19 protein-coding genes and 1 pseudogene are annotated in these 21805 nt (G+C 44.4%); 11 read left to right on the plus strand and 9 right to left on the minus strand.

The window, feature by feature from the left end; translation table 11 throughout:
- Positions 1 to 50: 50 nt before the first annotated feature.
- The 3 genes from VTAP4600_RS21450 to VTAP4600_RS21460 all read right to left on the minus strand — a co-directional run bounded on the left by VTAP4600_RS21450 (position 51) and on the right by VTAP4600_RS21460 (position 3127).
- Entirely contained in the window at positions 51 to 776 is a 726-nt protein-coding gene (locus tag VTAP4600_RS21450; RefSeq protein ID WP_102524787.1) for a substrate-binding periplasmic protein, read from the minus strand.
- The gene (locus tag VTAP4600_RS21455) at positions 763 to 2451 is read right to left on the minus strand and encodes an ABC transporter substrate-binding protein (protein ID WP_172443201.1); all 1689 of its coding nucleotides are present in this window, start codon (positions 2449 to 2451) and stop codon (positions 763 to 765) included. Before VTAP4600_RS21455 ends, VTAP4600_RS21450 begins: the two co-directional genes overlap by 14 nt.
- Before the next feature lie 178 nt (positions 2452 to 2629).
- Entirely contained in the window at positions 2630 to 3127 is a 498-nt protein-coding gene (locus VTAP4600_RS21460) for a DUF2867 domain-containing protein (RefSeq protein ID WP_102524789.1), read from the minus strand.
- Positions 3128 to 3371: 244 nt separating this feature from the next.
- Here VTAP4600_RS21460 and VTAP4600_RS21465 point away from each other — a divergent pair, with 244 nt between their 5' ends.
- The 4 genes from VTAP4600_RS21465 (at position 3372) to VTAP4600_RS21480 (ending at position 6370) form a co-directional block, all read left to right on the plus strand.
- Entirely contained in the window at positions 3372 to 3851 is a 480-nt protein-coding gene (locus VTAP4600_RS21465; RefSeq protein WP_231897927.1) for a hypothetical protein, read from the plus strand.
- A 35-nt stretch (positions 3852 to 3886) separates the two neighbouring features.
- Positions 3887 to 4690 (plus strand): helix-turn-helix transcriptional regulator, encoded by an 804-nt coding sequence (locus VTAP4600_RS21470; RefSeq protein ID WP_102524790.1) that lies wholly within the window; start codon positions 3887 to 3889, stop codon positions 4688 to 4690.
- A gap of 71 nt (positions 4691 to 4761) precedes the next feature.
- Positions 4762 to 5373, plus strand: a complete 612-nt coding sequence (locus VTAP4600_RS21475; RefSeq protein WP_102524791.1) for a LysE family translocator — start codon at positions 4762 to 4764, stop codon at positions 5371 to 5373.
- 265 nt (positions 5374 to 5638) lie between these two features.
- Positions 5639 to 6370: a siderophore ferric iron reductase gene (locus VTAP4600_RS21480; protein ID WP_102524792.1), complete on the plus strand. Its 732-nt coding sequence runs from the start codon at positions 5639 to 5641 to the stop codon at positions 6368 to 6370.
- Here the strand turns inward: VTAP4600_RS21480 and VTAP4600_RS21485 are convergent.
- Positions 6367 to 7575: an MFS transporter gene (locus tag VTAP4600_RS21485; protein ID WP_102524793.1), complete on the minus strand. Its 1209-nt coding sequence runs from the start codon at positions 7573 to 7575 to the stop codon at positions 6367 to 6369. The two genes, VTAP4600_RS21480 and VTAP4600_RS21485, sit on opposite strands and share 4 nt — an antisense overlap.
- 149 nt (positions 7576 to 7724) lie before the next feature.
- Here VTAP4600_RS21485 and VTAP4600_RS21490 point away from each other — a divergent pair, with 149 nt between their 5' ends.
- From VTAP4600_RS21490 to VTAP4600_RS21510, 5 genes are all read left to right on the plus strand, one after another.
- Positions 7725 to 8492 carry an ABC transporter ATP-binding protein gene (locus VTAP4600_RS21490; protein ID WP_102524794.1) on the plus strand — a complete coding sequence of 256 codons (768 nt, stop codon included), beginning with the start codon at positions 7725 to 7727 and terminating at the stop codon, positions 8490 to 8492.
- Between the two features lie 31 nt (positions 8493 to 8523).
- Positions 8524 to 9426: an iron-siderophore ABC transporter substrate-binding protein gene (locus tag VTAP4600_RS21495; protein WP_415239690.1), complete on the plus strand. Its 903-nt coding sequence runs from the start codon at positions 8524 to 8526 to the stop codon at positions 9424 to 9426.
- A 2-nt stretch (positions 9427 to 9428) separates the two neighbouring features.
- Positions 9429 to 11426, plus strand: coding sequence for a Fe(3+)-hydroxamate ABC transporter permease FhuB (gene fhuB / locus VTAP4600_RS21500; protein ID WP_102524795.1), 1998 nt, complete (start codon positions 9429 to 9431; stop codon positions 11424 to 11426).
- A 126-nt stretch (positions 11427 to 11552) separates the two neighbouring features.
- Positions 11553 to 12509, plus strand: coding sequence for a GntR family transcriptional regulator (locus VTAP4600_RS21505; protein ID WP_102524796.1), 957 nt, complete (start codon positions 11553 to 11555; stop codon positions 12507 to 12509).
- Between the two features lie 393 nt (positions 12510 to 12902).
- Positions 12903 to 15059 carry a TonB-dependent receptor gene (locus tag VTAP4600_RS21510; protein ID WP_102524797.1) on the plus strand — a complete coding sequence of 719 codons (2157 nt, stop codon included), beginning with the start codon at positions 12903 to 12905 and terminating at the stop codon, positions 15057 to 15059.
- A 69-nt stretch (positions 15060 to 15128) separates the two neighbouring features.
- Here VTAP4600_RS21510 and VTAP4600_RS21515 read toward each other — a convergent pair whose 3' ends face one another.
- The 3 genes from VTAP4600_RS21515 to VTAP4600_RS21525 form a co-directional block, all read right to left on the minus strand.
- Positions 15129 to 16040 (minus strand): DMT family transporter, encoded by a 912-nt coding sequence (locus VTAP4600_RS21515; protein WP_102524798.1) that lies wholly within the window; start codon positions 16038 to 16040, stop codon positions 15129 to 15131.
- A 362-nt stretch (positions 16041 to 16402) separates the two neighbouring features.
- A complete protein-coding gene (locus VTAP4600_RS21520; RefSeq protein WP_102524799.1) occupies positions 16403 to 16909 on the minus strand; it encodes an SRPBCC family protein in 507 nt (168 codons plus the stop codon).
- 33 nt (positions 16910 to 16942) lie between these two features.
- Positions 16943 to 17590, minus strand: a complete 648-nt coding sequence (locus VTAP4600_RS21525) for a TetR/AcrR family transcriptional regulator (protein WP_102524800.1) — start codon at positions 17588 to 17590, stop codon at positions 16943 to 16945.
- Positions 17591 to 17842: 252 nt separating this feature from the next.
- Here VTAP4600_RS21525 and VTAP4600_RS21530 point away from each other — a divergent pair, with 252 nt between their 5' ends.
- Positions 17843 to 18625: a nucleotidyltransferase domain-containing protein gene (locus VTAP4600_RS21530; RefSeq protein WP_172443202.1), complete on the plus strand. Its 783-nt coding sequence runs from the start codon at positions 17843 to 17845 to the stop codon at positions 18623 to 18625.
- A gap of 119 nt (positions 18626 to 18744) precedes the next feature.
- Here VTAP4600_RS21530 and VTAP4600_RS21535 read toward each other — a convergent pair.
- A pseudogene (locus tag VTAP4600_RS21535) lies at positions 18745 to 19543 on the minus strand (Cof-type HAD-IIB family hydrolase).
- Between the two features lie 246 nt (positions 19544 to 19789).
- Here VTAP4600_RS21535 and VTAP4600_RS21540 point away from each other — a divergent pair.
- Positions 19790 to 20107 (plus strand): heavy metal-binding domain-containing protein, encoded by a 318-nt coding sequence (locus VTAP4600_RS21540; protein ID WP_102524802.1) that lies wholly within the window; start codon positions 19790 to 19792, stop codon positions 20105 to 20107.
- Between the two features lie 109 nt (positions 20108 to 20216).
- On the opposite strand, the gene exaC is transcribed toward VTAP4600_RS21540, so the two are convergent.
- A complete protein-coding gene (exaC, locus tag VTAP4600_RS21545) occupies positions 20217 to 21737 on the minus strand; it encodes an acetaldehyde dehydrogenase ExaC (protein ID WP_102524803.1) in 1521 nt (506 codons plus the stop codon).
- Positions 21738 to 21805 lie beyond the last annotated feature (68 nt).

The following is a 21805-nucleotide window of genomic DNA, read 5'->3' on the forward strand; positions in this document are numbered from 1 at the left end:
TGAGAGGGATGAGGCGGAGACGCCTCACCCTACTCGATGTTGCCTGTTAACTAGAGTTCAAGGCCATATCTTTGGTATAAATTGGCCATAAAGCCATCTCGATGCATGCTGATCATTGCAAGTTTCAATCGTAGTATTTTGTGTTCACTAATCTTAAGATTACAGGCTAAGCCGCCGAGTGAAGTATAAAATACTAACTTAGGCTTTAGCATCAGTTGGTCAGTGAGCATGTAGTGTTCAGCGTTGATGAGCTCAGATGCCCATAGCTCTATTCTATTCTTCTGTAACTTCCAAAAGCTTTGTTGATTGGTTGAAGACATTTCTACTTGAAAGCCATGACTAATCAAGTATTCACTAATGCCCGCCCCTCGGTAACTGCCTACGACATACGGTTTCGCGTCTTCCATTGTTTTGATTTCAATATTGTTATCCGGGTGCGCAAACAAACCAAAACGCGACACCAACACAGGACTTATCCATTGAAAGCGTGCTTCTCTCTCTTGAGAGCGGGCAAGGGGAATGATGCACTGGGTGTTATTACGCTCTACCGACAACAAGGCTCGCTTTAATGGCACAAACTTAAGTTCGTAGTTGATGTTGGTTCGGCTGAACATTTCATGAACAATATCCACCAAGAGGCCAGTGATCGCATCGCCCTTTTTTATGGCAAAAGGAGGGGCTTCATAGGTGAGTACTTGGATCGTCGTCGCGCCGCTACAAGGATATACAATCATGGTAAGCAGAAGGGTGAGGGCTTTCCAATTAACGCCAAGCATTGATAGATTCCTCGAATGTCTTGGTGATGCCTTTTACGGCTTTATCATTGCGTGGTTTTGGTGAACCTGGCTGGTTTAACCAGTATTCAGCTCCCCTTATTTCATTAAGCTTTGGGCTGCATGAGTGTGAATTGCTGATGGATAATGACAGTAAGTGATTGTCGACATCATAGGCAAAATTGTCTAACCCATCTTGTGTGGTGACGCCCCCTTCGATTATTTTTGAAATGTGTTGCCACCACATATTCGAAAGCCCCGGATAATCGGGTACGTTTGTGCCGGTTGGTGTCCAGATATCTCGGCCTGAGCTTCGATAAAATTCCACTAGGCCGCCTAGAAAAGGAGCCTGTTCAGTCATAAATACCGAATCAATATCTGATTTTCTGATCGGAGTTAGGCCAACTAGCGTTTTACGCAGTGAGACCGTTTTTGATACGACGAATTGAGCATAAAGCCAGGCCGCTTGCTGTCGTTTTAGTGGCGTGTTTTTGAGGAGTGTCCACGCGCCCGTATCTTGATATCCAGATTTCATTCCTTTTTGCCAATATTTTCCCAAAGGAGAGGGGGCAACGCGCCATTTTGGCGTTCCGTCGAGATTCACAACAGGTAGGCTAGGGTGAGTTAAATCAGAAACAAACGCGGTATACCAAAAAATTTGCTGAGCAATCACGCCTTTCGCGGGCCATTCGCCTGCTTGGCTAAAGTTTAGAGTAACGGCTTCTTCTGGGGCGTATTGTAACCATTCAATATACTTATCAATAGCGTAGACAGCGGCTGGGCTGTTGAGTGCTCCACCTCTAGAAATGCTGGCTCCAGAAGGTCGGCAACCAGTGACTCTGATCCCCCATTCATCAACGGGAACGCCATTGGGTAGCCCTTTGTCGCCAACACCTGCCATTGATAACCATGCATCGGACAATCGCCAACCGAGAGATGGGTCGGTTTTGGCATAGTCCATATGGCCATAAATCCGTTGTCCGTCGATCTCGGCAATGTCTTCTGAAAAAAAGGCGGCGATGTCTTCATAGGCCTGCCAGTTTTGAGGTACACCGAGTTCGTAACCGTAGATTTCTCTAAACCTATCTTGAAAATCTTTGCGGCTAAACCAGTCGTGACGATACCAATAAAGGTTCGCAAATTGTTGATCCGGAAGTTGGTAGAGCTCACCATCTGGAGCGGTAGTAAATTTTAGGCCGATAAAGTCGTCGAGATCTAGCGTCGGTGAGGTGACAGATTTGCCTTCATTCGCCATAAATTGAGTTAAGGAAACGACGTTTTCTGAGCGAAAGTGAGTCCCAATTAAATCGCTGTCGTTGATGTAAGCATCGTATAGATTTTGTTTGGTAATTTGTTGAGCCTCGAGTTTCTTAAGAACATCGTCTTCACCCGTTAGTTCATGGATTACTTTTATTCCCGTTATGTCATAGAAGGATTTGGCCAACACGCTGGCCTCATACCAATGAGTGGTAATACGCTCTGAAGTGACTCTGATTTCTAGTCCTTTAAAGGGTTCTGCTGCTTTGGCAAACCAGCGTAATTCTTGTCTTTGTTCTTCTCTAGATAAGGTTGACGGGTAGAATTCATTTAACCAAGGTTCAATAGCGGTATCGTTCGCAAAAAGTGCAAATGGACTGAATGCGAAAGCTACCGCAAAGAATTGGCGCGCTCCAAACATCAACGGTTTACCTCTAAGATCTGATAACATTAACTATGGCTCAGATATGTGAATTTGCCAATATGCGGTGCTTATCTGATGTCGCTCGTTTCTCGAAATACTATTGAGGTCGTATCGTTGGTAATGTTTGCGTGATGAACTTATTGGCGAATACAGAGGGTAACAAGAAGCGATGAAACTAACCTTGTGGTAGCCTTTTTAACGTCGCAGGCACAATGAGCTTATGCACAGGGGCCACAAAGAACATATACACTTTACCAAAGGTGTTCTTTACATGAACAACGCTGCTTGCATGAAGAGTGGCGGTGTCTCCGTTCGGGTCAATGAAAAACGAGAGTCTTACGTCTAAGTGCTTGTCCCTGTCTTCGAGGATCACTTCTTCATGATTGAGTGAGTAGATGGAAAAGATCCCGAGTTGATCTCCAACTTGATATTCATTGCTTGGTTTATCGACACTAAAGTCAGCCATTTTTCCGAGATGTTTTAGCCCAAGTCTAGAAACAATCTGATTTCGCAATGTCATCAGCCTATTGACCCAGCTTGGGGTTTCTTGTGCCATTCGCATGTAAAGCTCTAACGCCGATTGACCTTCGTAATGGATATTCACGTGATGAGTATCAGAAAAATAAGCATTTTCAGTGAGTTTACTGATCATTGTGTTCTCAGGAATTGCCATAATACGTCCTTTGTATGTACTTCCTATTGTTATTGTGAGGCTATGTCTGACTTTAGAAAGTGAATGGTAATGAATTAAGTACATCAAATATTAGCATTTGAGCATTAACTAAAAAACAAATTAAATGATAATTATTTGCATTGTTAGACTTGAACGTTATGATTCACCACATGAATTAATTCAGCCTTCCTAGTGCTCTTGTTTTATTGAAGATGGGCGTACGATAAGAGGGCCAATAGTGACTATGTTTAAAAAATCATTAATTATCATGAGCTGTGCTTTGGTTAGTTTCTCAAGTGCAGCTAAATTAGAGTTGGTTGCAGAGTATCAAGACTGGCAGCGCTTTGAAGCGAAGAGCTTTGACGGAAAAAATACGGTTATGCTTGGGGTTGCGGAGCCTAGTCAATCAGATCATACCGAAACTATTGCACTTCGTTGTACCACCGAGGGGGTCAATCTGTTGTTTTTCCATTCTGTCAGTCGTGATGAACTTGGCTATGAGGTAAAAGCACAAATCGATTCGAATGCCTCGTTTACAATGGATGTCTGGATTAAGGGATCGACTCATTGGGCGACAGTGCCAGATGAGCACCTCAAACAGTTCCAAACTGGTAGTCAGCTTAATATTGAATTGTTAGGGGATGCTAGTAATGATGGGGTAACACTATCACTCAAAGGATTTGCAAAAATGCACCAAGTGTTAGTCCCGACCTGTATTGAGTGACTTAGGATAAGACAATCTACTTAAAAGGATCGTAAGTGGAATCAGCAAAAATATGGAAAAGCGAGCACTTTTCAGGGATTGAATTGTTGTCTGCCAGTTACAACAAATTTGAATTTGCCAAGCATTGGCATGATGAACTGGCAATTGGTTTGATCGAGGAAGGCGCCGAAGGGTTACTTTATCGTGGTCGGGACATTGTCGTGCCGAAAAATCACATTATTGCTATCAACCCTTCAGAGATTCATACGGGTTACGTAAGTTGTCATGAAGGCTGGCGTTATCGTATGTTTTATTTTGATTTGCATACGATTTACCAACAATTTGAGCAGTCCGGAATTCCAGTTGATCCGATTATAGATAAACCAGTAATAGATGATATCAATTTATTTTCCGAGCTTAAGCAGCTTCACATGGCGCTTGAAAATAGCAGCTTTAATCTGACCAAAGATTCATTGCTGGCCGTCGTACTCGAAAAATTGTTTACCCGTTATGGCTCAGTAAAAGCGAGCCGATGTTCAAGAAGTCACGACGACAAAAGTGCGCTTCAAACCAAAGAGTATCTGCTTGATAACTGGCAGTTGAATGTTTCGTTAGAAGAGTTAGAAGGAGAAACTGGCCGGTCGAAGTTTCAATTAATCAGAGCCTTCAAACTTGCCTATGGGATCACGCCCCATCAGTTTCTTCTTTTGGTTAAGGCTCAGAAAGCGAAATACTTGTTAGCCAAGGGAAACAGCTGTGTAGAAACATCGCTTACTTGTGGGTTTTACGATCAAAGTCACTTCAACAGAAACTTCAAACGGGCTTTTGGCATCACTCCCACAAACTACCTTTCTCGTTAATTTCAATTTTGTACAAGAGACTTAAAATACGATGAATTATTCTTCTTTCAACATGTTAGAGGAGAGAAAGTATGAGTCTATTTTTTGTTTGGTTAGGGGTTATGTTCCCACTGGTTTTTAGCCCAGGCCCTGCCAATATCATTTTTGCAGCATCCGGCGCGAGAGTCGGCGTTCGACAATCATTACCGCTTTTATTCGGAGTGGATCTTGTCTTTATAATCAAGTCGTTACTCATTGGGTTTGGATTAGGACAAGTTCTTCAAGGTTACCCAAATGTCATGAATGTGATGCAGTTTCTTGGCGCAAGCTATCTTATTTATATGGCTGTCTCCTTCTTAAAAAGTGCGAATAAAACGTCAGAAAGTGAGCAAAAAGTGTTTGGTTTCGTCGATGGTGTATTTGTGCAATTACTGAATAGCAAAGGCTGGTTAATGGTCTTGCTGATGTTTTCGCTTTTTAGTGAGCAGGCTCAGGATACCTTTGGAAACCAAGGGGTTTTTGTTTTAGTGCTCTGGCTTGCGTTACTGAATGTTTCGATGCATCTGCTATGGATTAAGATGGGTTTTTGGTTATCAAAAATCAGTAGTAGCCCGCAATATGCCAAGGGTTTGAATTGTTTTTATGCCAGTTGTTTGCTTTTGGTGTCATTTGGCTTAATCATAAATAATCCAATGTGGCTTTGATTTAAGAGCCCAAATGATGTGGATTTGAAACGCATCTATCGATCTAAGCGTGGTTAAACATGGTCGCACAAGAATGCCGATAGGGTTCATTGTGCGCCAGTATTAAAAAGGAAGTGGCAGATTGGGACGTAGCATTCCGATCAGACAATATTGCTAAGTTCTCCTCCTTCTCAAAAAAACAGCAAAGAAAATGAGAATCATTTGTAAGTGAGGGTGGGTTTATTTATGCTCTCACCACGAATTGATCAGAATAAGAATGAACACAATGAGTGGGCAACCGTTTTATGAGCACCTTTTTGAGCACTCAGTACAAGTGACTCCGTACTTGAAAGGGGCCATTAATTTCTCACCTAATGAGACGTTAGCCGGATCCACTATCCACGTTGATCTTCCTAGTTCCGAATGCATTCGTGAGCTTTATGAAAGTTTGAAGCGTTCTCACCCGGAAGCAGGGGCGCCATACTGGCTCACTCGGACATGGACTTTGCTTTGCTGGCAACCCGTCTATGTAGCATTCATTGCGATCTATGCGTGTCGGGGCCTACCACCACTTTCTACAATGGGTCAGCAGGTTCATCCTAACTTTGTAGCCGGATATCAGTTTGACTCTGATCACTACACGCAAGGTAGTGAACAAGAACTGATCTTACAAGCTGGTCGGGAGCTCGGTATTCTGTTCGAATATTACCAAAAAGAGATGAGTGAGTGGGTTCGGATTCGGCCGGGCTTTACTCGTCATCTTATCGCTGACGGGATACTCGGCTGTCTGGTTAAATTGAGCCAATTTTCTTCCAACTTACCCAAAGACTATCTGTTTGAACAAGCTAAACAATGGTTGATTGCCTGCAACTTACCAGAAAAGCTGATGGCTTCTTTGACTTACAACGAAGAATCAAAGCAGCTCAGCCTAGTGCGAACGAGTTGCTGTTTGGTGATTAAATGTAACGGCAGGAAGTTGTGCTTAGACTGCCCACGGCACCCAGACAATAAACGTTAAGGCAGCCCGCTTGTTTTGGTTGTTTCGGTATTTTCTGATAAGTAGCCAGTAGCAAGAATGAGAACAGAAAACGCGATGCATAGGTAGATAGGGTAAAGTGGGCTAAGCGTTGACGTAAATGCCAGCAGTGATGCTAGTCCATATCCTATGGTATGAGACATAGAAATGTAACCGGCGACGGTAGCTGGAGCATCGTTATGTTTTTCCGTTGCCGATGATGTGTAGGCGGGAACAAGTAGCGCTGCGCCAACAGAGGTCACAGCCATCGCAATTCCAAACCCCCAGATGCTAGGTAACAAGAAAAGCGCAAATCCTACGACCAAAAATATCCCACCAAAGCGATACATAACAAAGGGCGTTAACTTCTTCTTTTTTATCACCAAAGCCTGAGTGATGAACGTACACGCTGCACTTATCGTCAGCAATAGGCCAATGCCGTTGCTTAATTGTCCCGTAGACCAGCTCGTTACCGCTAAAATCAGTGGAGAAAAACTGTACTGAAGTAAGGCGATTGCGGCGCACAGCAATAGACCACTCATTAAGAAAGGCGCTAGCGTTCTTTGGGGAAGCCAAGGTGTTGGCAACGTTTGATCTTGAGGTGCACCGTTCTTGTTAGGTGCGGGCAATAATAGTGTGGTGGCTAACGCAATACAGGGCAGCAGGATCATAATGATCAAAGGTGCGAACGGCGAGATCTTGAGTGCCAAGAGAGAAATGATTGGCCCAACTAAGCGACCAGCACTTAAGCCGATACTGATTGACGTAATTGCTTGAATACGGGCTTTATCACCACAAAGAAGGATCGCCCAATGCTGGCTTGCAGGAACCATCCCCGAAACCGTGCAGCCATAGATAATTCGAGCAACGATTAGCCCTATGAAGCATAGAAAGTAAGAAGCTTCGCCATTTTTACTGGTGATCGCAAACCAGCACAGCAATGAAAAGCTGACCGCCATGCCAATAAGAGCCTGAATGATCACCTTTTTGGGGCCATGCTTGTCACTATAGCGCCCCCATAAGGGGGCTGATGGTAAAAACAGCACGCTGCCTATCGCGATGAAAATTGACCAAGTGGGCAAACTGAATGCCGAATGTTCAACAAGAAAAGGCAAAGAGATCAGTAGGCCGTTTTGGCCGATTCCCATCAATGCGGAAACCAGGCTGATGGCGATTAAGTGAAACCGTTTATTTTTTATAACTGACATAGGTTGTGGGTGCTACAAAGTGTAAGAAAGCTCATTTATGATTATTTTAGGGTAATGATAAGCTTATTGATTATGTGAATTATTATCATTATAATTTTAATGTGGTAACATTAACGTCTATTAGCCGATAACTCAACTTCATATTTGATATGTACCAGCTTACCAATACATCTTTCGATATCGACGGCAAGACGATTCTTGCTCCGACGAACCTGACGTTTGAACCAAACCAGATAACGACCTTACTGGGTCATAATGGCTGTGGGAAATCCACATTGGTTAAGCTGTTAAGTCGACAAAATACGCCGACTCAAGGCCAAGTATTCTTCGATAATCAGTTAGTTTCTTCGTACAGTCATCTTGAGTTTGCGCATCGTGTTGCTTACTTGCCACAACACCCACCCATCACTGATGGTGTGACGGTTAGAGAGTTGGCGTGCTTTGGTCGGTATCCTTGGAAAGGGGCTTTTGGGCGTTACAGTAAAAATGATTACGCCATTGTCGATGACGCCATTGAAAAAGTAGGCCTAAGCGCGTTCGCGAATCGATTTGTCGCAACTTTGTCGGGCGGTGAAAGACAAAGAGCTTGGGTTGCGATGTTACTGGCTCAACAAAGCCAATGCATTTTGCTTGATGAGCCGACTTCCGCATTGGATGTGGCTCACCAACACGAATTGTTAGCATTAATCCGAGATCTCAATCAGTCACTAGGCTTAACGGTCATCATGGTGCTTCATGATGTCAACATGGCCGCCAAATTCAGCGATCAGTTGGTTGCGCTTCATTCCGGAAATGTGATTGCCTCTGGCACCCCGAAAGAAATGATGACCCCCGACACGCTGATGCAAATCTACGGTATGGAACTCGCTCTATTTGAGCACCCCAAAACTGGGCAACCGATTAGCTACATCTCCTAAATCCACACTCTTAAATCAAAAGGAATTTGTTGTGAATAAGCTTATTACGGCGCTGTGTGCCGTGTTCACTTTCAATGCTTATGCGCTTGAGGTAACACATGAAATGGGCACGGTTTCTTTCGATACGACGCCACAAAAAGTGGTGGCGTTAGACTGGGCTCTCACCGAAACCGTGTTGAGCCTTGGGGTTGAACTTGAGGGCGTTGCAGACGCAAAAGGTTATCAACAATGGGTTGTTGAGCCTGCGCTCGATGCTGGCGTCATCGATGTGGGTTCTCGACGTGAGCCAAATCTTGAATTGCTGACAGAGCTTAAGCCAGATGTAATCTTAATTAGCGCCCATATGGCGGCTGCATATAATCAACTAAACAGCATTGCTCCTGTTCTGGTGTTTAGTATCTACAGTGAAAAGAAACAGCCGTTAGAATCAGCCAAATCAGTCACTTTATCGTTAGGTAAACTGTTCAACAAAGAGAAGCAAGCCGAACAAGTGATTGCACTAACCAATCAGCGCCTGAAAGACAATGGCGCGAAAGTGCGAGCATCAGAAACGTCCAACAAACCACTGTTGTTTGCCCGTTTTATTAATGATAAAACTCTGCGTATTCACAGCCAAGGCTCCTTAGCTCAAGCCACTGTTGATATTATGGGGCTTAAAAATGACTGGCAAGAACCAACAAATTTATGGGGCTTTAGCGCCGCTGGAACCGAGAAGTTGGCGGAGCACCAACAGACAAACGTGATGATTTTTGGCCCCCTTAAAGATGAACAACGTGAGCAGTTGACTCAGTCACCATTATGGCAGCTTATGGAGTTTACTCGTACGGACTCGGTCTATGAGCTTCCTGCTATTTGGACTTTTGGTGGACTTATCGCTGCGCAAAGATTCAGTGATCACATAGCACAACAACTTACCGGACAAATCACAAAATAATAATGACAACCTCATCGCTCTCAATCCCATCATCTGGGCGGGTCAATTTAAAAACAGCAGCGCTATTATGCGCTGCTGTTTTGGTCATCGGCTCATTACTTCATATTACGGCACCTTACTCTCAAGGGATTGGGCTCATTTGGGATACCCTTTTTCATTTCGACGGGTCAAATTATCAACATCTCATTACTCAGTTAACCTATTTACCTAGGCTGACCGTGGCCTTAATTTGTGGCTTTGCATTAGCGGTAGCCGGGTGTGTGATGCAGTTCGTACTGCGTAACCCTATTGCATCACCGACGACCTTGGGCGTTTCTGCCGGGGCCGAGCTTGGCATGGTATTGGGCATTCTATTGTTGCCTGCCAACGTGATTATTCCCGGGTTTGTTCCTGCTTTTATTGGAGGCTGCCTTGCTACCGGCTTGGTCTTTGTCTTGAGTTCGGCAAGAGGTTTTTCTCCTTTACACATGGTGCTTGCAGGCATGGTGGTTAGCTTATTTTTGGGGTCGTTAAATACCATGTTGCTTATGCTGCATGAACAACGCTTAACTAGCCTCTTTGTTTGGGGGGCGGGGGCTCTGAACCAGAATGATTGGTCGAGTACTCAGGTTTTACTGCCGTTGGTTTTTGTTCCTACAGCTTTACTGCTGGTGCTGCAGCGTCCGTTAGCGGCGTTACAGTTTGGTGATAACGTCGCCACGTCACTTGGCGTCAATATTAAACAAGTGAAACTGTTGTGTTTATCATTGGCTATTTTTATTACCGCCGCCGTGGTCAGTGAAGTGGGTTTGATTGGCTTTGTTGGTATTGTTGCGCCAGCCATTGCTAGGATGTTGGGCGCGCGAACTTTGGCGAAACAAATCATGATCAGTGGTTGTGTAGGCAGCCTAATGCTATTGCTGGTCGATTTGGTGATTCAGCCATTTTCCGGTGTTGGGGGTGAGCTGTTACCGACCGGAGCAATGACCGCACTGCTAGGGGCGCCATTCCTCTTGTGGTTGCTCCAAAGAACAAAGCTGCATTCAGATTTAAAAAGTCGCACGGAGCACACAGAGCAATACAAATGTGTTGATGCACCCAAAGTACTTATTGCTATGTCAGCACTGCTTGGGGTTGTGTCTGTCCTTGCCGTGACGTTGGGCAAGAATCAATACGGATGGAGTCTGGATCTTAACCAGCATTTATTTGACTTGCGTATACCACGCGTCATGGTCGCGTTGCTCGCCGGTGTGGGGCTTGCGTTTGCAGGCACAATCATTCAACGAATTTCAAATAACCCAATGGCAAGCCCAGAAATTTTAGGGATTAGCTCTGGTGCTGCGTTGGCCTTGGTTCTGGGCACCATGTTTGGCACAGCTGTTGGCCGAGAGCAGCAAATGTTGCTCGGCACGTGTGGCGCGGTGGTGGTCACCGCGTTGGTGTGGTTAATGGGCAGGAAACACAATTTCGCCCCGACACAAACCTTGTTAACCGGTATCGCATTGAGCGCTGGCTTAGACGCTGTGCTTCGAATTGTAATGAGTTCGGGAAATGACAATGCGACCGCGTTGTTGACTTGGCTCTCTGGTTCAACTTACTTAGTGGCTAACCAAGATGTGGTCTTGTTGGCGATAGGCGTTACCATTGTGGGGGCGCTCGCCCTGTCTTTACACCGCTGGATTGAGCTTATTGGATTAGGTGACGTTACAACGACCAGCATTGGCATGAACACCACCGCGGTGCGTTTGGTGTTGCTTTTGTTAGTCGCAGCGCTCACCACATTGTGTACTATTGTTATCGGCCCTCTGAGTTTTATTGGCTTGTTAGCTCCTCATATAGCCCGCTCACTTCATCAATATCGAGCCATTCCGCAAATGCTCACAGCCGCCTTGTTAGGAGCCATCATCATAGTCGCGGCAGACTGGATTGGTCGAACCTTGTGGTTTCCTTGGCAATTCCCAGCAGGGTTATTGGCATCGTTGATCGGTGGCGGTTACTTCTTATACCTCATGAGGCGTTAAGCCTTGGCGATCGTTGTATTGATACCTGCGTTTATTGTGTTTTCATGGCAAAAACACAATGTATAGCAATGCACAGCGTTTGTGTTTACCATGGGGTTAAGAGCAATAACTATATTTAAGAATTTCATGGACATGACCGCAATTACCCAACTTCAACAAGATCTGTTATTCAAGGTTGTTGCCAGGCTGAAAGCAGAAAATGCCAGCGCCGGAAGCAGCTTGAACGAGTCCTCATTAGCGCAAGAATTTGAAGTGTCTAGAACACCGTTACGAGCGATGTTAACTCACTTATCTGCACAGGGTATTTGTAAGGCCGTTCCGTATAAAGGCTTTGTTTTGCAGGTTAATGCTGCCGACATCAACATTGAAAGTGGCGGCAGTAATGAGCAAGCTCGCCAAGAGCAGTTGTATCTACGCGTGCTGATGGATCTATTTTTTGGAGAACTTGGTGCGTCATTTTCTGAAAAAGACCTACAACAACGTTATCAAGCTAATCGAGGGGAAATACAGAGTGTATTGCGTCTGTTAGAAAGCGATGCCATTTTTCGCCGCAGTCCAGGCTACAAGTGGCAACTCGACGGTGTGTTGAACACACAGGAAAGACACGCAGAGAGTTACCGATGTCGGTTAATCTTTGAGCCCGCAGGCTTACTAGAGCCCACTTGGAAGCTAGATCTCGTCAAACTTGAACATTGTCGAGATAGGCACATAAAGGCAATAGCCGAGCCGGAGTCCGTTACTGCAAGTCAACTGTTTAGCTTGAGCGCCGACTTCCATGAACTTCTGGCAAGCTGTTCGGGAAACCGATTCCTATTGGGTGTGATGCAGCAGCAAAATCGCCTTAGAAAAGCGACGGACTTAGTTTCAATGCACATTCAGTCGTCGGTGAGTCGTTCTTGCCAACGTCGGTTAGACATCATGGAATTGGTGTTTGATGGCGATAATCAAGCCGCTGCAACCAAATTGGCAGAGTTGCTCGAAAATGACATCCGAGTGATGAAACGCACCTATAAGGATGTGATGAATATTTCACAGCAACAACGTGAGAGCCTCATTAATAGTATTGCTGAAAAGTTAAATTAGTCTTAGTCAGTCAAGCGCTAGAAGCAGCCGAAATCAGGCTGCTTTCTTTCTCTCCAAGATCATTCGTTGATTTACTTTCTTTTAAAGAACATCACGTACCTTTAAATTAATTCTTTATAAACAATTGTTTATTATCATATAGCCCTCTTCGAATACCGCTCCAAAATCTATAACTCTGGCTTTATAAAATAAAACTGTATTTTCATATTGTTTTTTCGATACGAAAAAGCAATAATAATGATTCTTATTTAGAATAAGATTAAAGCAAAGTCTCTCAGAGCGATATCCAAACCATTGACGAGGTGCCTCGCACGCTAATGGGGTAGGTATTTAAAGTTAGAGCACAATCAAATGGTGTTGTGCCGCCTTTTATTGATCAATATAGAGAATAAAATGAAAACCGAAAAAGGACGTTTCAAGCTATCCACTGTTGCCCTCGCCGTTGCCGCAGTAAGCACTGTATTCACAGCTCAAGCGCAAGAGTCGGTATCTGAAGACAAAATGGTGGTCGTCTCTAGCCGAACTCCTAAAGCCATCAGTGATATACCTGGCACAGTCTGGTACATCGACTCTGAAAAAATCGAACAAGAATACCGTGGTGGCAAGTCATTGGGAGAAATTCTTGCTGCAACGATCCCGTCTTTGGACATTAGCAGCGGTGGACGCACCAACTACGGCCAGAACTTACGTGGTCGAAAAATGTTGGTTATGATTGATGGTGTGTCACTGCAATCATCTCGCCAAATTAGCCGTCATTTAGATTCAATTGACCCATTTAACATTGAGCGTGTTGAAGTCTTGTCCGGCGCGACCTCTATTTACGGTGCAGGTGCGTCTGGTGGTGTGATTAATATCATTACCAAAAAAGCACAAAGCGATGATTTAGAGTTTGAGTCATTTGTTGGTGGTACGTCTGGGTTTAACTCCAGCGAAGATCTGGACTATAAAATCGGTCAGTCGATTGCGGGTGGCAACGAGCGTGTTCAAGCGCGTACATCGATTGTGTATACCGAAAACCAAGGTTTCTTTGATGCCAATGGCACCATTGTTACCCCTGATATTTCGCAAGGTTCGCTGCAATTTAACAAAACCGTTGATTTCCTGACGACGGTCGGCGTTAATGTTTCGGATACGAAAAAGCTGAGCTTTTTGGCGCAATACTACGACAGCCAACAAGATTCTCCATATGGGCTTTATATTGTGGGTCGTAACTTTGTGGATGTTCGTAAAGGGTTTGATTCCGATCGTGAACACGGAACAGAGCGAATCATGCTGAGTGCGTCATACGTGGATGAAGAGTTCCTTGGACACCAACTGATTGCCGAAGCGTCTTATCGTAAAGAAGACCAAACTTACACACCTTATTTCCAATCTTCTGGTCAGCAAATTACCGATGTCATTTCGTTAAAAGCAGCGCTTGCTAAAAACTTTGATAAGTTAAGCATCGTTTACGGTGTGGATGCGTATCAAGACAACCTTGATAGCAATCAAGCGCTTTATGATCCAACAATTGCCAATAACTCCGGTAATTTAACCAACAGGATCTATGCGAAAACTGGGCGCTATCCAGGTATTAGCGTGAGTTCCGTTGCTAGCTTTATTCAAGCTGATTACGCGCTTACAGATGATTGGTCTGTTGAAGGTGGGGTTCGCTACCAATACATGACGAATAAGATCGATGACTTTGTCGGTTATACGCAACAGAAGAACATCGCAAAGGGAAGTGGAAAAACCGCAGACGCCGTTCCCGGTGGTGAGACCAGCTATAGCGTTGGTTTATTTAACTTAGGCACGATTTATCATTTGAATAGTGATTCACAAGTGTGGGCTAATTTCTCCCAAGGTTTTGATCTTGCGGATCCGGCCAAATACTATGGCCAAGGGAGTTACACGCTCGTTGGCGATCATTGGAAACTCAACGACAGCATCAACGTAAAAGACTCGAAGATGTCGGGCATTAAAACCAACAGTTTCGAGCTGGGTTACCGTCTTGATTCTGGTGATTTAAGTGTGCAGTCCGCGGCTTATTACTCTCAATCTGATAAGTCTGTAGAGTACGATAAAAATACATTACTTATTAAAGAAATTGACGCTAAGAAACGCGTTTACGGCGTAGAGGCTATGGCGTCTTACTGGGTGAATAATAACATTCAGGTGGGGGCATCGGGTCATTACGTTATTTCTGAAGTCAAAGGGGATAGCGGCTGGGAAGATTTCACAGCAGGCAAGGCAAGTACGTCAAAAGCGAGTGCGTGGGCTGGTTGGTCTGATTCAGATCTTGCCGTCAAGTTACAAAGCCAGACGATGTTCAGTTATGAAGATGCCGCTAAGAAAAAATTGGATGGCTATACGGTTTTCGACTTGGTCGGAAGTTACCAATTACCTGTGGGCAGTTTAGGTTTCGGTATTCAAAACTTGTTTAATCAAGATTACACCACCATTTGGGGTCAGCGTGCTCAAATCGTTTACGCTGCTCACTATGACGCGGCAGCATACGATTATAAAGGCCGTGGCCGAACCTATACGTTGAACTATCAGGTTAAGTACTAAGAATACGCAGTAAAATGTAGACGAACAGAAAAGACACAAAACCCACCGATGCTGGTGGGTTTTGTTGTTTTAGGCCTTTTTATTAATGTTCACCACTGAATACACCACCAGAGCCATGCCGAGCCCATGCCAGATGGTGAAAGCTTCACCCAGCAGGGTGATGGCAAATAAGGCGGTGACCGCAGGCCCTATGTTGCTCGTTAGACTTAACACGGATGGCGTTAAACGTGCCATCGCCGCTGCGACAAAGTAGGAAGGCAATACCGTACAGAACAGACCGATTGCGATGCCCATCCAAATTAACTCAGTAGACATGTCGGTAAATTGCACGCCTTTTATTTGGTATTGAGCCATGATCACTATACCGGCACTGCCCATTCCAACGCTGGTAAATAATTGCGGCCCTATATTGCCGATGACTTTTTTGCTCAGCACAAGGTAAACGGCAAACACTAACGCAGAGCCAATCGCCATAATGCTCCCTAGCCACACCTGATAACCAAATGAGCTGAAATCATGCAACACGATCATGGCAACACCCGCATAACCAAGCGAAATAGACGCGAACGTACCTTTCCGTGGTGTTTCTTTCATGACTATCCAACTAATGAATACCACGAAAGAAGGAAACAAGAAGATCAACAGTCGCTCTAATTGTGCTGAGATGTATTCAAGCGCCAAAATATCGAGTAATGAGGCAAAGTAGTAGCCTAAAATACCAACAAGTGCAGCTTGCCAACCGTATTGTTGCAGTTTGTTTCGGTGGCCTATGTCTTTACACAGCCAAAGCAAAATTGCGACATAGAGGGGGAGGGACGACGCGGCGCGAAGACTCATTATCGTTGTAGCGTCACCACCTGCGGCATAGGCGAGCTTGACCAGTACCGGTTTGATGGAAAACAGCATGGTGCCGATCAAGGCGTAGATGATCCCTGTTCGATAATCGGATGATTCTTGTGAGGTTGCCGTTGTGTCGTTCATTTATTACTTCCTTGAATGTATTTATTTTACTGGGTTCAAGGCTGTGAGATAAACGAAGTCCGGCTGTTCACTCACAGCCGGGTAGGAGTCACTCTACCGACTGATGGGCATAAGGAGGAGTAGCCAGAGTTGTAGAGGTTGAACGTTCATAGGTGACTCTTTTTGGTGATGAATTTTTACACTAATGGATTGTAACGGATGAAGCAACCACTATTTTTGGCATCATCATGCGATTAAAATTGCTAGGAATGGATACGTTGTTTTGCATGCTATCGGCTTATTTTATCGATCCATTTGTCTGTGGGTTGTCTTGTGACAAATAGGTATGCCAGACTCTACTGGCATTTCTACGGGTCAAAGACTTAACCGATAACCCAATCGGTAAGTTCTTCTTTAGCTGGCATTTTTTTATCAATTTGTCTACCCGTAGCGCAGTGGTAAGCCAAGCCTGCGAGTTGATTTTTAAACACACTTTTCATCATTGGTCGCATTAAAAATTGCCCCAATAACCAGCCTAACGGTCCAGCTTTTACTTCAAATTCCGTGCTCATGAATAATTCACTTTGCTTGTCATCGATGGCTGTCACTTTTATTTCAGCTTGCATGCTTTTTAGTGGCAGCGTGTAATCTGAAAGTCGCAGTGCGATCTTTTCGTTTTGTCGGTATTCGATGATTTCTTCAACGAGGCTAGATCCATCATGAAAGGTGCACTTTCGCTTGGTTCCAAGCCCTGATGTAATGTCGCCAATGATAGGAGAAGATTGAATGGTTGCGGCGAAACGCTCGACGCTGCTGAAATCGTCTAGCACCTGCCAAATTTTGTCGGCGGGTAAGTTAACTGTGATGGTTTTTTCCGTGTAATGTGCCATGTTGATATTCCTTTGTTTATGAGTGATGCGGTGTTAGTCGGCGGTTAAGCCTTTGATAATGACCTCAATCGAGCTTGTAAGATCTCGCTTAAAGTCTGGTCTGAGGGCTTGAAATTCTTCAAGCTGATAAATTTTTAAAAGTGCTTCATTGTGGGAGCCTGCTGCCCAAGAGTTTGCGGTGTCTGCATAACTCAGAGTTAAGAATTTAAACGCCTTTTCTCCTGCTATTTTTGGGTAGATTCTTGTGATCTCTTCGGCCAGTTGGAAAAGCAGTGCCATGGATAATCGCTTAAATTCAAGCAGTTGATCATAGGCGCTGTTTTTTTCAAGTGAGGTGAACATCAAGGGGGTTAGATCTAAAAACCTTGGATGTGCAACCAGAGTATTAACCCAATGAGATGCGAAAGTTTCTGGCTCTGCATTGGTCGTTAATGTTTTTAAACTTGTCATACAGTCTGTAAACCAATCATTAAAAAGCTCTGCGAATATGGATAAGAATATTTCGTCTTTCGAGCTGAAATAACGGTACATATTTGATTTCGTGAACCCTGCTTCCGCAGCAATATTATTAAAGCTGACGCCGTCATAGCCGTTTTGTTTAAAAAGCGTGAAAGCAGCCTGCGTGATGGCTTCTCGTCTTTGGTGTTTGGTTTCGTCGGTTCTTGCTCTTTGCCAGTTCATTATTGTAAGTGTCCAGTGGTCTCTTATTGTTAATTTAAGAGACCGATGGTCTTTTGTCAATGATGAATTAGAAATTTAGTGGGTATAAAGTACGCTTGTTAAAACTAGTTATGTGCCGTAAATTAGAAAAAACAATAATATCTCTATTATTATCAATGTATTAATTGCTCTTGGTTAATGAGGACGAAGGTTCTTGGTTATTGTTGTTATATGTCTAAAGGAATAAACGACGGTCTATGGTGGAGGGCTAGGATGAACGTAGAATGCATTAATAAAGGGTTGGATCAACACGGATACATTGCGAATACTTGCTCTGTCGAGCATATTCAAACCGAATTTAAGGGCGTACTAGGTGCCGTGATCAAGACGTTATTGGCGGAATTTACGGGGGAAATCCATAGTATTTATCTGTATGGCAGTATTGCTCGTGGAACGGCGGTAAAAAATCGTTCTGATATGGATATCTCCGTGGTATTTCTTCGCCCGTTGACCGACGAAAATAAACGAAAGCTTGCTGTGATTTCTGCACGCATTCCAGAGCAATATTCCATCATCACTAAACTCGATTTGGATCCAGGGCATAAAATGGAAGTGCTCCAGCCCCAAGAGAAGTACCGTTGGCAATTCTGGCTTAAACACTGCTGCTGTTGCATCTGGGGTGACGATTTGTCGAAAGAATTTACACTTCTTAAGCCAAACATCAAGATTGCGTTCGCATTGAATTCTGATTTGGAATCATGGGTGAATAGCATCCATTGCGATGCCTTTGAGTCGACGTCCGATCAACGAGGAAAAATCATCGCTAAGAAGATCTTGCGAACGGCTTATTACTTGATCGCAGAGCAAGATCGCAGTTGGTATGTTGACTTAAATCAGTGCGGTGAGGTAGCGATACGCTATTACCCAGAAAGCGTAGAGCACATTCACCAAGCGTTGGCGCTTTGCCAGTCTGATGAGGCATCGCTTGCCCAAGGGATGGCGTTATATCAAGCATTTGGCCAAAAGCTGGCTCTGATTATGAAAAATGCTAACTAGCAACTAGCAACTAGCAACTAGTATTTAGCGGTTAGTAAAAGAGTCGCGGCATCAAAGCAGCGTCGATTGCTGCTGCTTTGATCTTTGCGCTTTGATTTTGGTGCTCGATGGCAGACTATCTACTCAATTAATGTCTTTATAACCTGAAAAACGCCAGCATCGCGATTACTTGGAGCACCAAAGCGCGCATGTTGTTTAACGCCTTCGTGTGCGTTTTCCATCGCATAGGAGTGGTAACTCGCTTTTAGCATCTCTACATCATTGAAGTAATCGCCAAAGCTCATGGTGTGCTCATAATCAAACCCCAACGATGTTTGCAAATGTTTAATGGCTGCCCCTTTTGACGCTTCAGCGTTCATGACATCGAGCCAGATCTTGGCGCTGATCACTACTTGATGGATTTGCCCGAATTTTTCATTAATGCTTGGGTGTACGTGTTCAGCTGAACCCTCAAAATGACAAATGGCCACTTTAATGAAATCGTCGTCTACCGAGATCAAGTCTTCTACGTATTGGCGGCGGTGGTAATACTTAGATATTTCGGCTAATGCTTGCGGATCTTGCGTTTCAATGTATGCAGACTTCTTACCACACAAGACAATATGAGCGCCTTTAACGAGTCGGGCTTGTTCGACGATGTCATAAATAGCACTTTTTTCTAGCTCACAGCTGTACAGTTCTTTACCTTGGTGCATGACTAAGGTGCCGTTATTCTGCAATAAACATCATCTCGTCTTTGAGCGGTGAAAATGTCTCTAGCAAACTATGATATTGACGCCCAGAAGCGGCGGCGAAGATGATGCCTTGTTGCTTCAGTTTTGGGTAAATCTCGAAGAATTCAGGGTTGAGTTGGCTGTGTTCGTCTAATAATGTGCCATCCATGTCGGCGGCAATGAACTTGATGGTGTGTTGCGACATTTAATCACTCTCTAAACAAAGGCCATTCCATTGTTTGAATAGCCAGCAGCAAAGATCACATAGTAACGACACTGACAAAAATTGCCATCATCAAGAATTCACGCCAAGCAGAGCACTTGTCGCTAGAAGAAAGTAAAAGGGTAAGTTTAGGCTGGGGGTTAAGTCGTGCAAAGCGCTACTTTATGCCCAGTGACCTATAGAGTAAATTAAAGAAGTAACTCAACAAACCGTTCAAAAGGAAAAAAGATGATTTTTACTACGACAGAAAATATTCCAAATCGTGAAATTGAAGCAATTCTCGGTGTGGTCACCGGAAATGTAGTTCAATCAAAGCATGTTGGTCGAGACATTATGGCTGGTTTGAAAAGTATCGTAGGTGGTGAATTAAAAGGGTATACGGAAATGCTTGGAGAGGCGAGGGATACTGCTATTCAACGACTTGTATCTGACGCTACCGATTTGGGAGCCGACGCGATAGTGGGTATTCGGTTTTCAACGAGTGCAATAACGGATGGTTCATCAGAAATCATGGCTTTCGGAACTGCGGTAAAATTACGAACTTAATGTAAACATCCCTTTCGTAGTGACACTCAATTTCTCAATTTGCCAAAAGAAACAGGCACCGATTTAAGATGCCTGTTTTGATTTGCGTTGCCTATCTAGTTTATCTTTACTAGAAGAAGCCTAGCGGGTTGACGTCGTAGCTGATTAATAGGTTTTTAGTATTTTGATAATGATCTAACATCATTTTGTGGGTTTCTCGGCCGATACCTGATTTTTTGTACCCGCCAAATGCGGCGTGTGCAGGGTAGGCGTGGTAACAGTTTATCCAGATTCGGCCCGCTTCAATATTGCGGCCCATACGATAAGCAAGGTTAGCATCTCGAGTCCACAGCCCTGCGCCTAATCCGTATTCGGTATCATTGGCAATGGCGAGCGCTTCTGCTTCATCTTTAAAAGTAGTGACGGCGATAACGGGGCCAAAAATTTCTTCTTGGAAAACGCGCATCTTGTTGTTGCCTTCAAGCACGGTTGGTTGAATGTAGAAACCACTGCCAAGCTCTTCAGGTTGTTGTGCAACTTCACCACCAGTCAGTACTTTTGCTCCTTCTTTACGTCCGATTTCTAGGTAGCTTAAGATCTTATCAAACTGCTCTTTAGAAGCTTGAGCCCCAACTTGGGTTTCAGTATCTAACGGGTTACCTTGTTTGATGGTTTGCGCACGTTCTATGACCTTAGCGATAAACTTATCGTAAATGGACTCATGAACCAAAACGCGAGATGGGCAAGTGCATACCTCTCCTTGGTTAAAGAATGCCAGTAACATGCCTTCAATACATTTACTCAGGTATTCGTCTTCATGATCAAATACGTCTGGGAAGTAGATGTTTGGTGATTTACCACCAAGTTCAACGGTAGATGGAATTAAACTTTCTGCCGCGCATTTCAGGATGTGGTGACCAATCTCAGTCGAACCCGTAAAGGCCAGTTTAGCAATACGGTTGCTGGTGGCGAGAGCTTGGCCAGCTTCACTACCAAAACCATTGACCACATTGAGTACGCCTGCAGGAATCAGATCGCCGATTTTTTCCATTAGAACTAAAATAGAGACAGGCGTTTGCTCAGCAGGTTTCAGAACAACACAGCAGCCAGCGGCAAGCGCCGGAGCGAGTTTCCATGCGGCCATGAGCATAGGGAAGTTCCATGGAATAATTTGCCCGACCACGCCAACGGGTTCAGGGAAGTGATAGCTTGCGGTATTTACGTCTAGCTCTGCTGCGCTGCCCTCTTGGGCACGAATACAACCTGCGAAATAACGGAAGTGATCAACGACTAGAGGTAAGTCAGCGGCCAGTGTTTCTCTTACTGGTTTCCCGTTTTCCCATGTTTCTGCTACGGCGAGCTCTTCTAGGTTTTCTTCAATACGGTCGGCAATTTTTAACAAGATGTTAGAGCGCTCAGTCACGCTGGTTGCGGCCCAACTAGCGCGAACGGCATGAGCTGCGTCTAATGCCAGTTCAATATCAGCTTCAGTTGAGCGCGCAACTTGGCAAAATGCTTCGCCATTAACCGGAGAGCTATTGCTAAAGTATTCTCCACCGCTTGGTTTTACCCATTCCCCACCAATGTAGTTATCGTAGTGAGATTTGAAATTAATCACGGCGTTGTCTTTACCTGGTTGCGCATAAATCATGTTGAATTCCTTCCTTTTTTGAATCCCAAGCTCATTGGTATCAGAGTGATCCCCTGAACGAGTCGTTG

The organism is Vibrio tapetis subsp. tapetis (assembly GCF_900233005.1).
In the GTDB taxonomy this organism is placed as follows: Bacteria; Pseudomonadota; Gammaproteobacteria; order Enterobacterales; family Vibrionaceae; genus Vibrio; species Vibrio tapetis.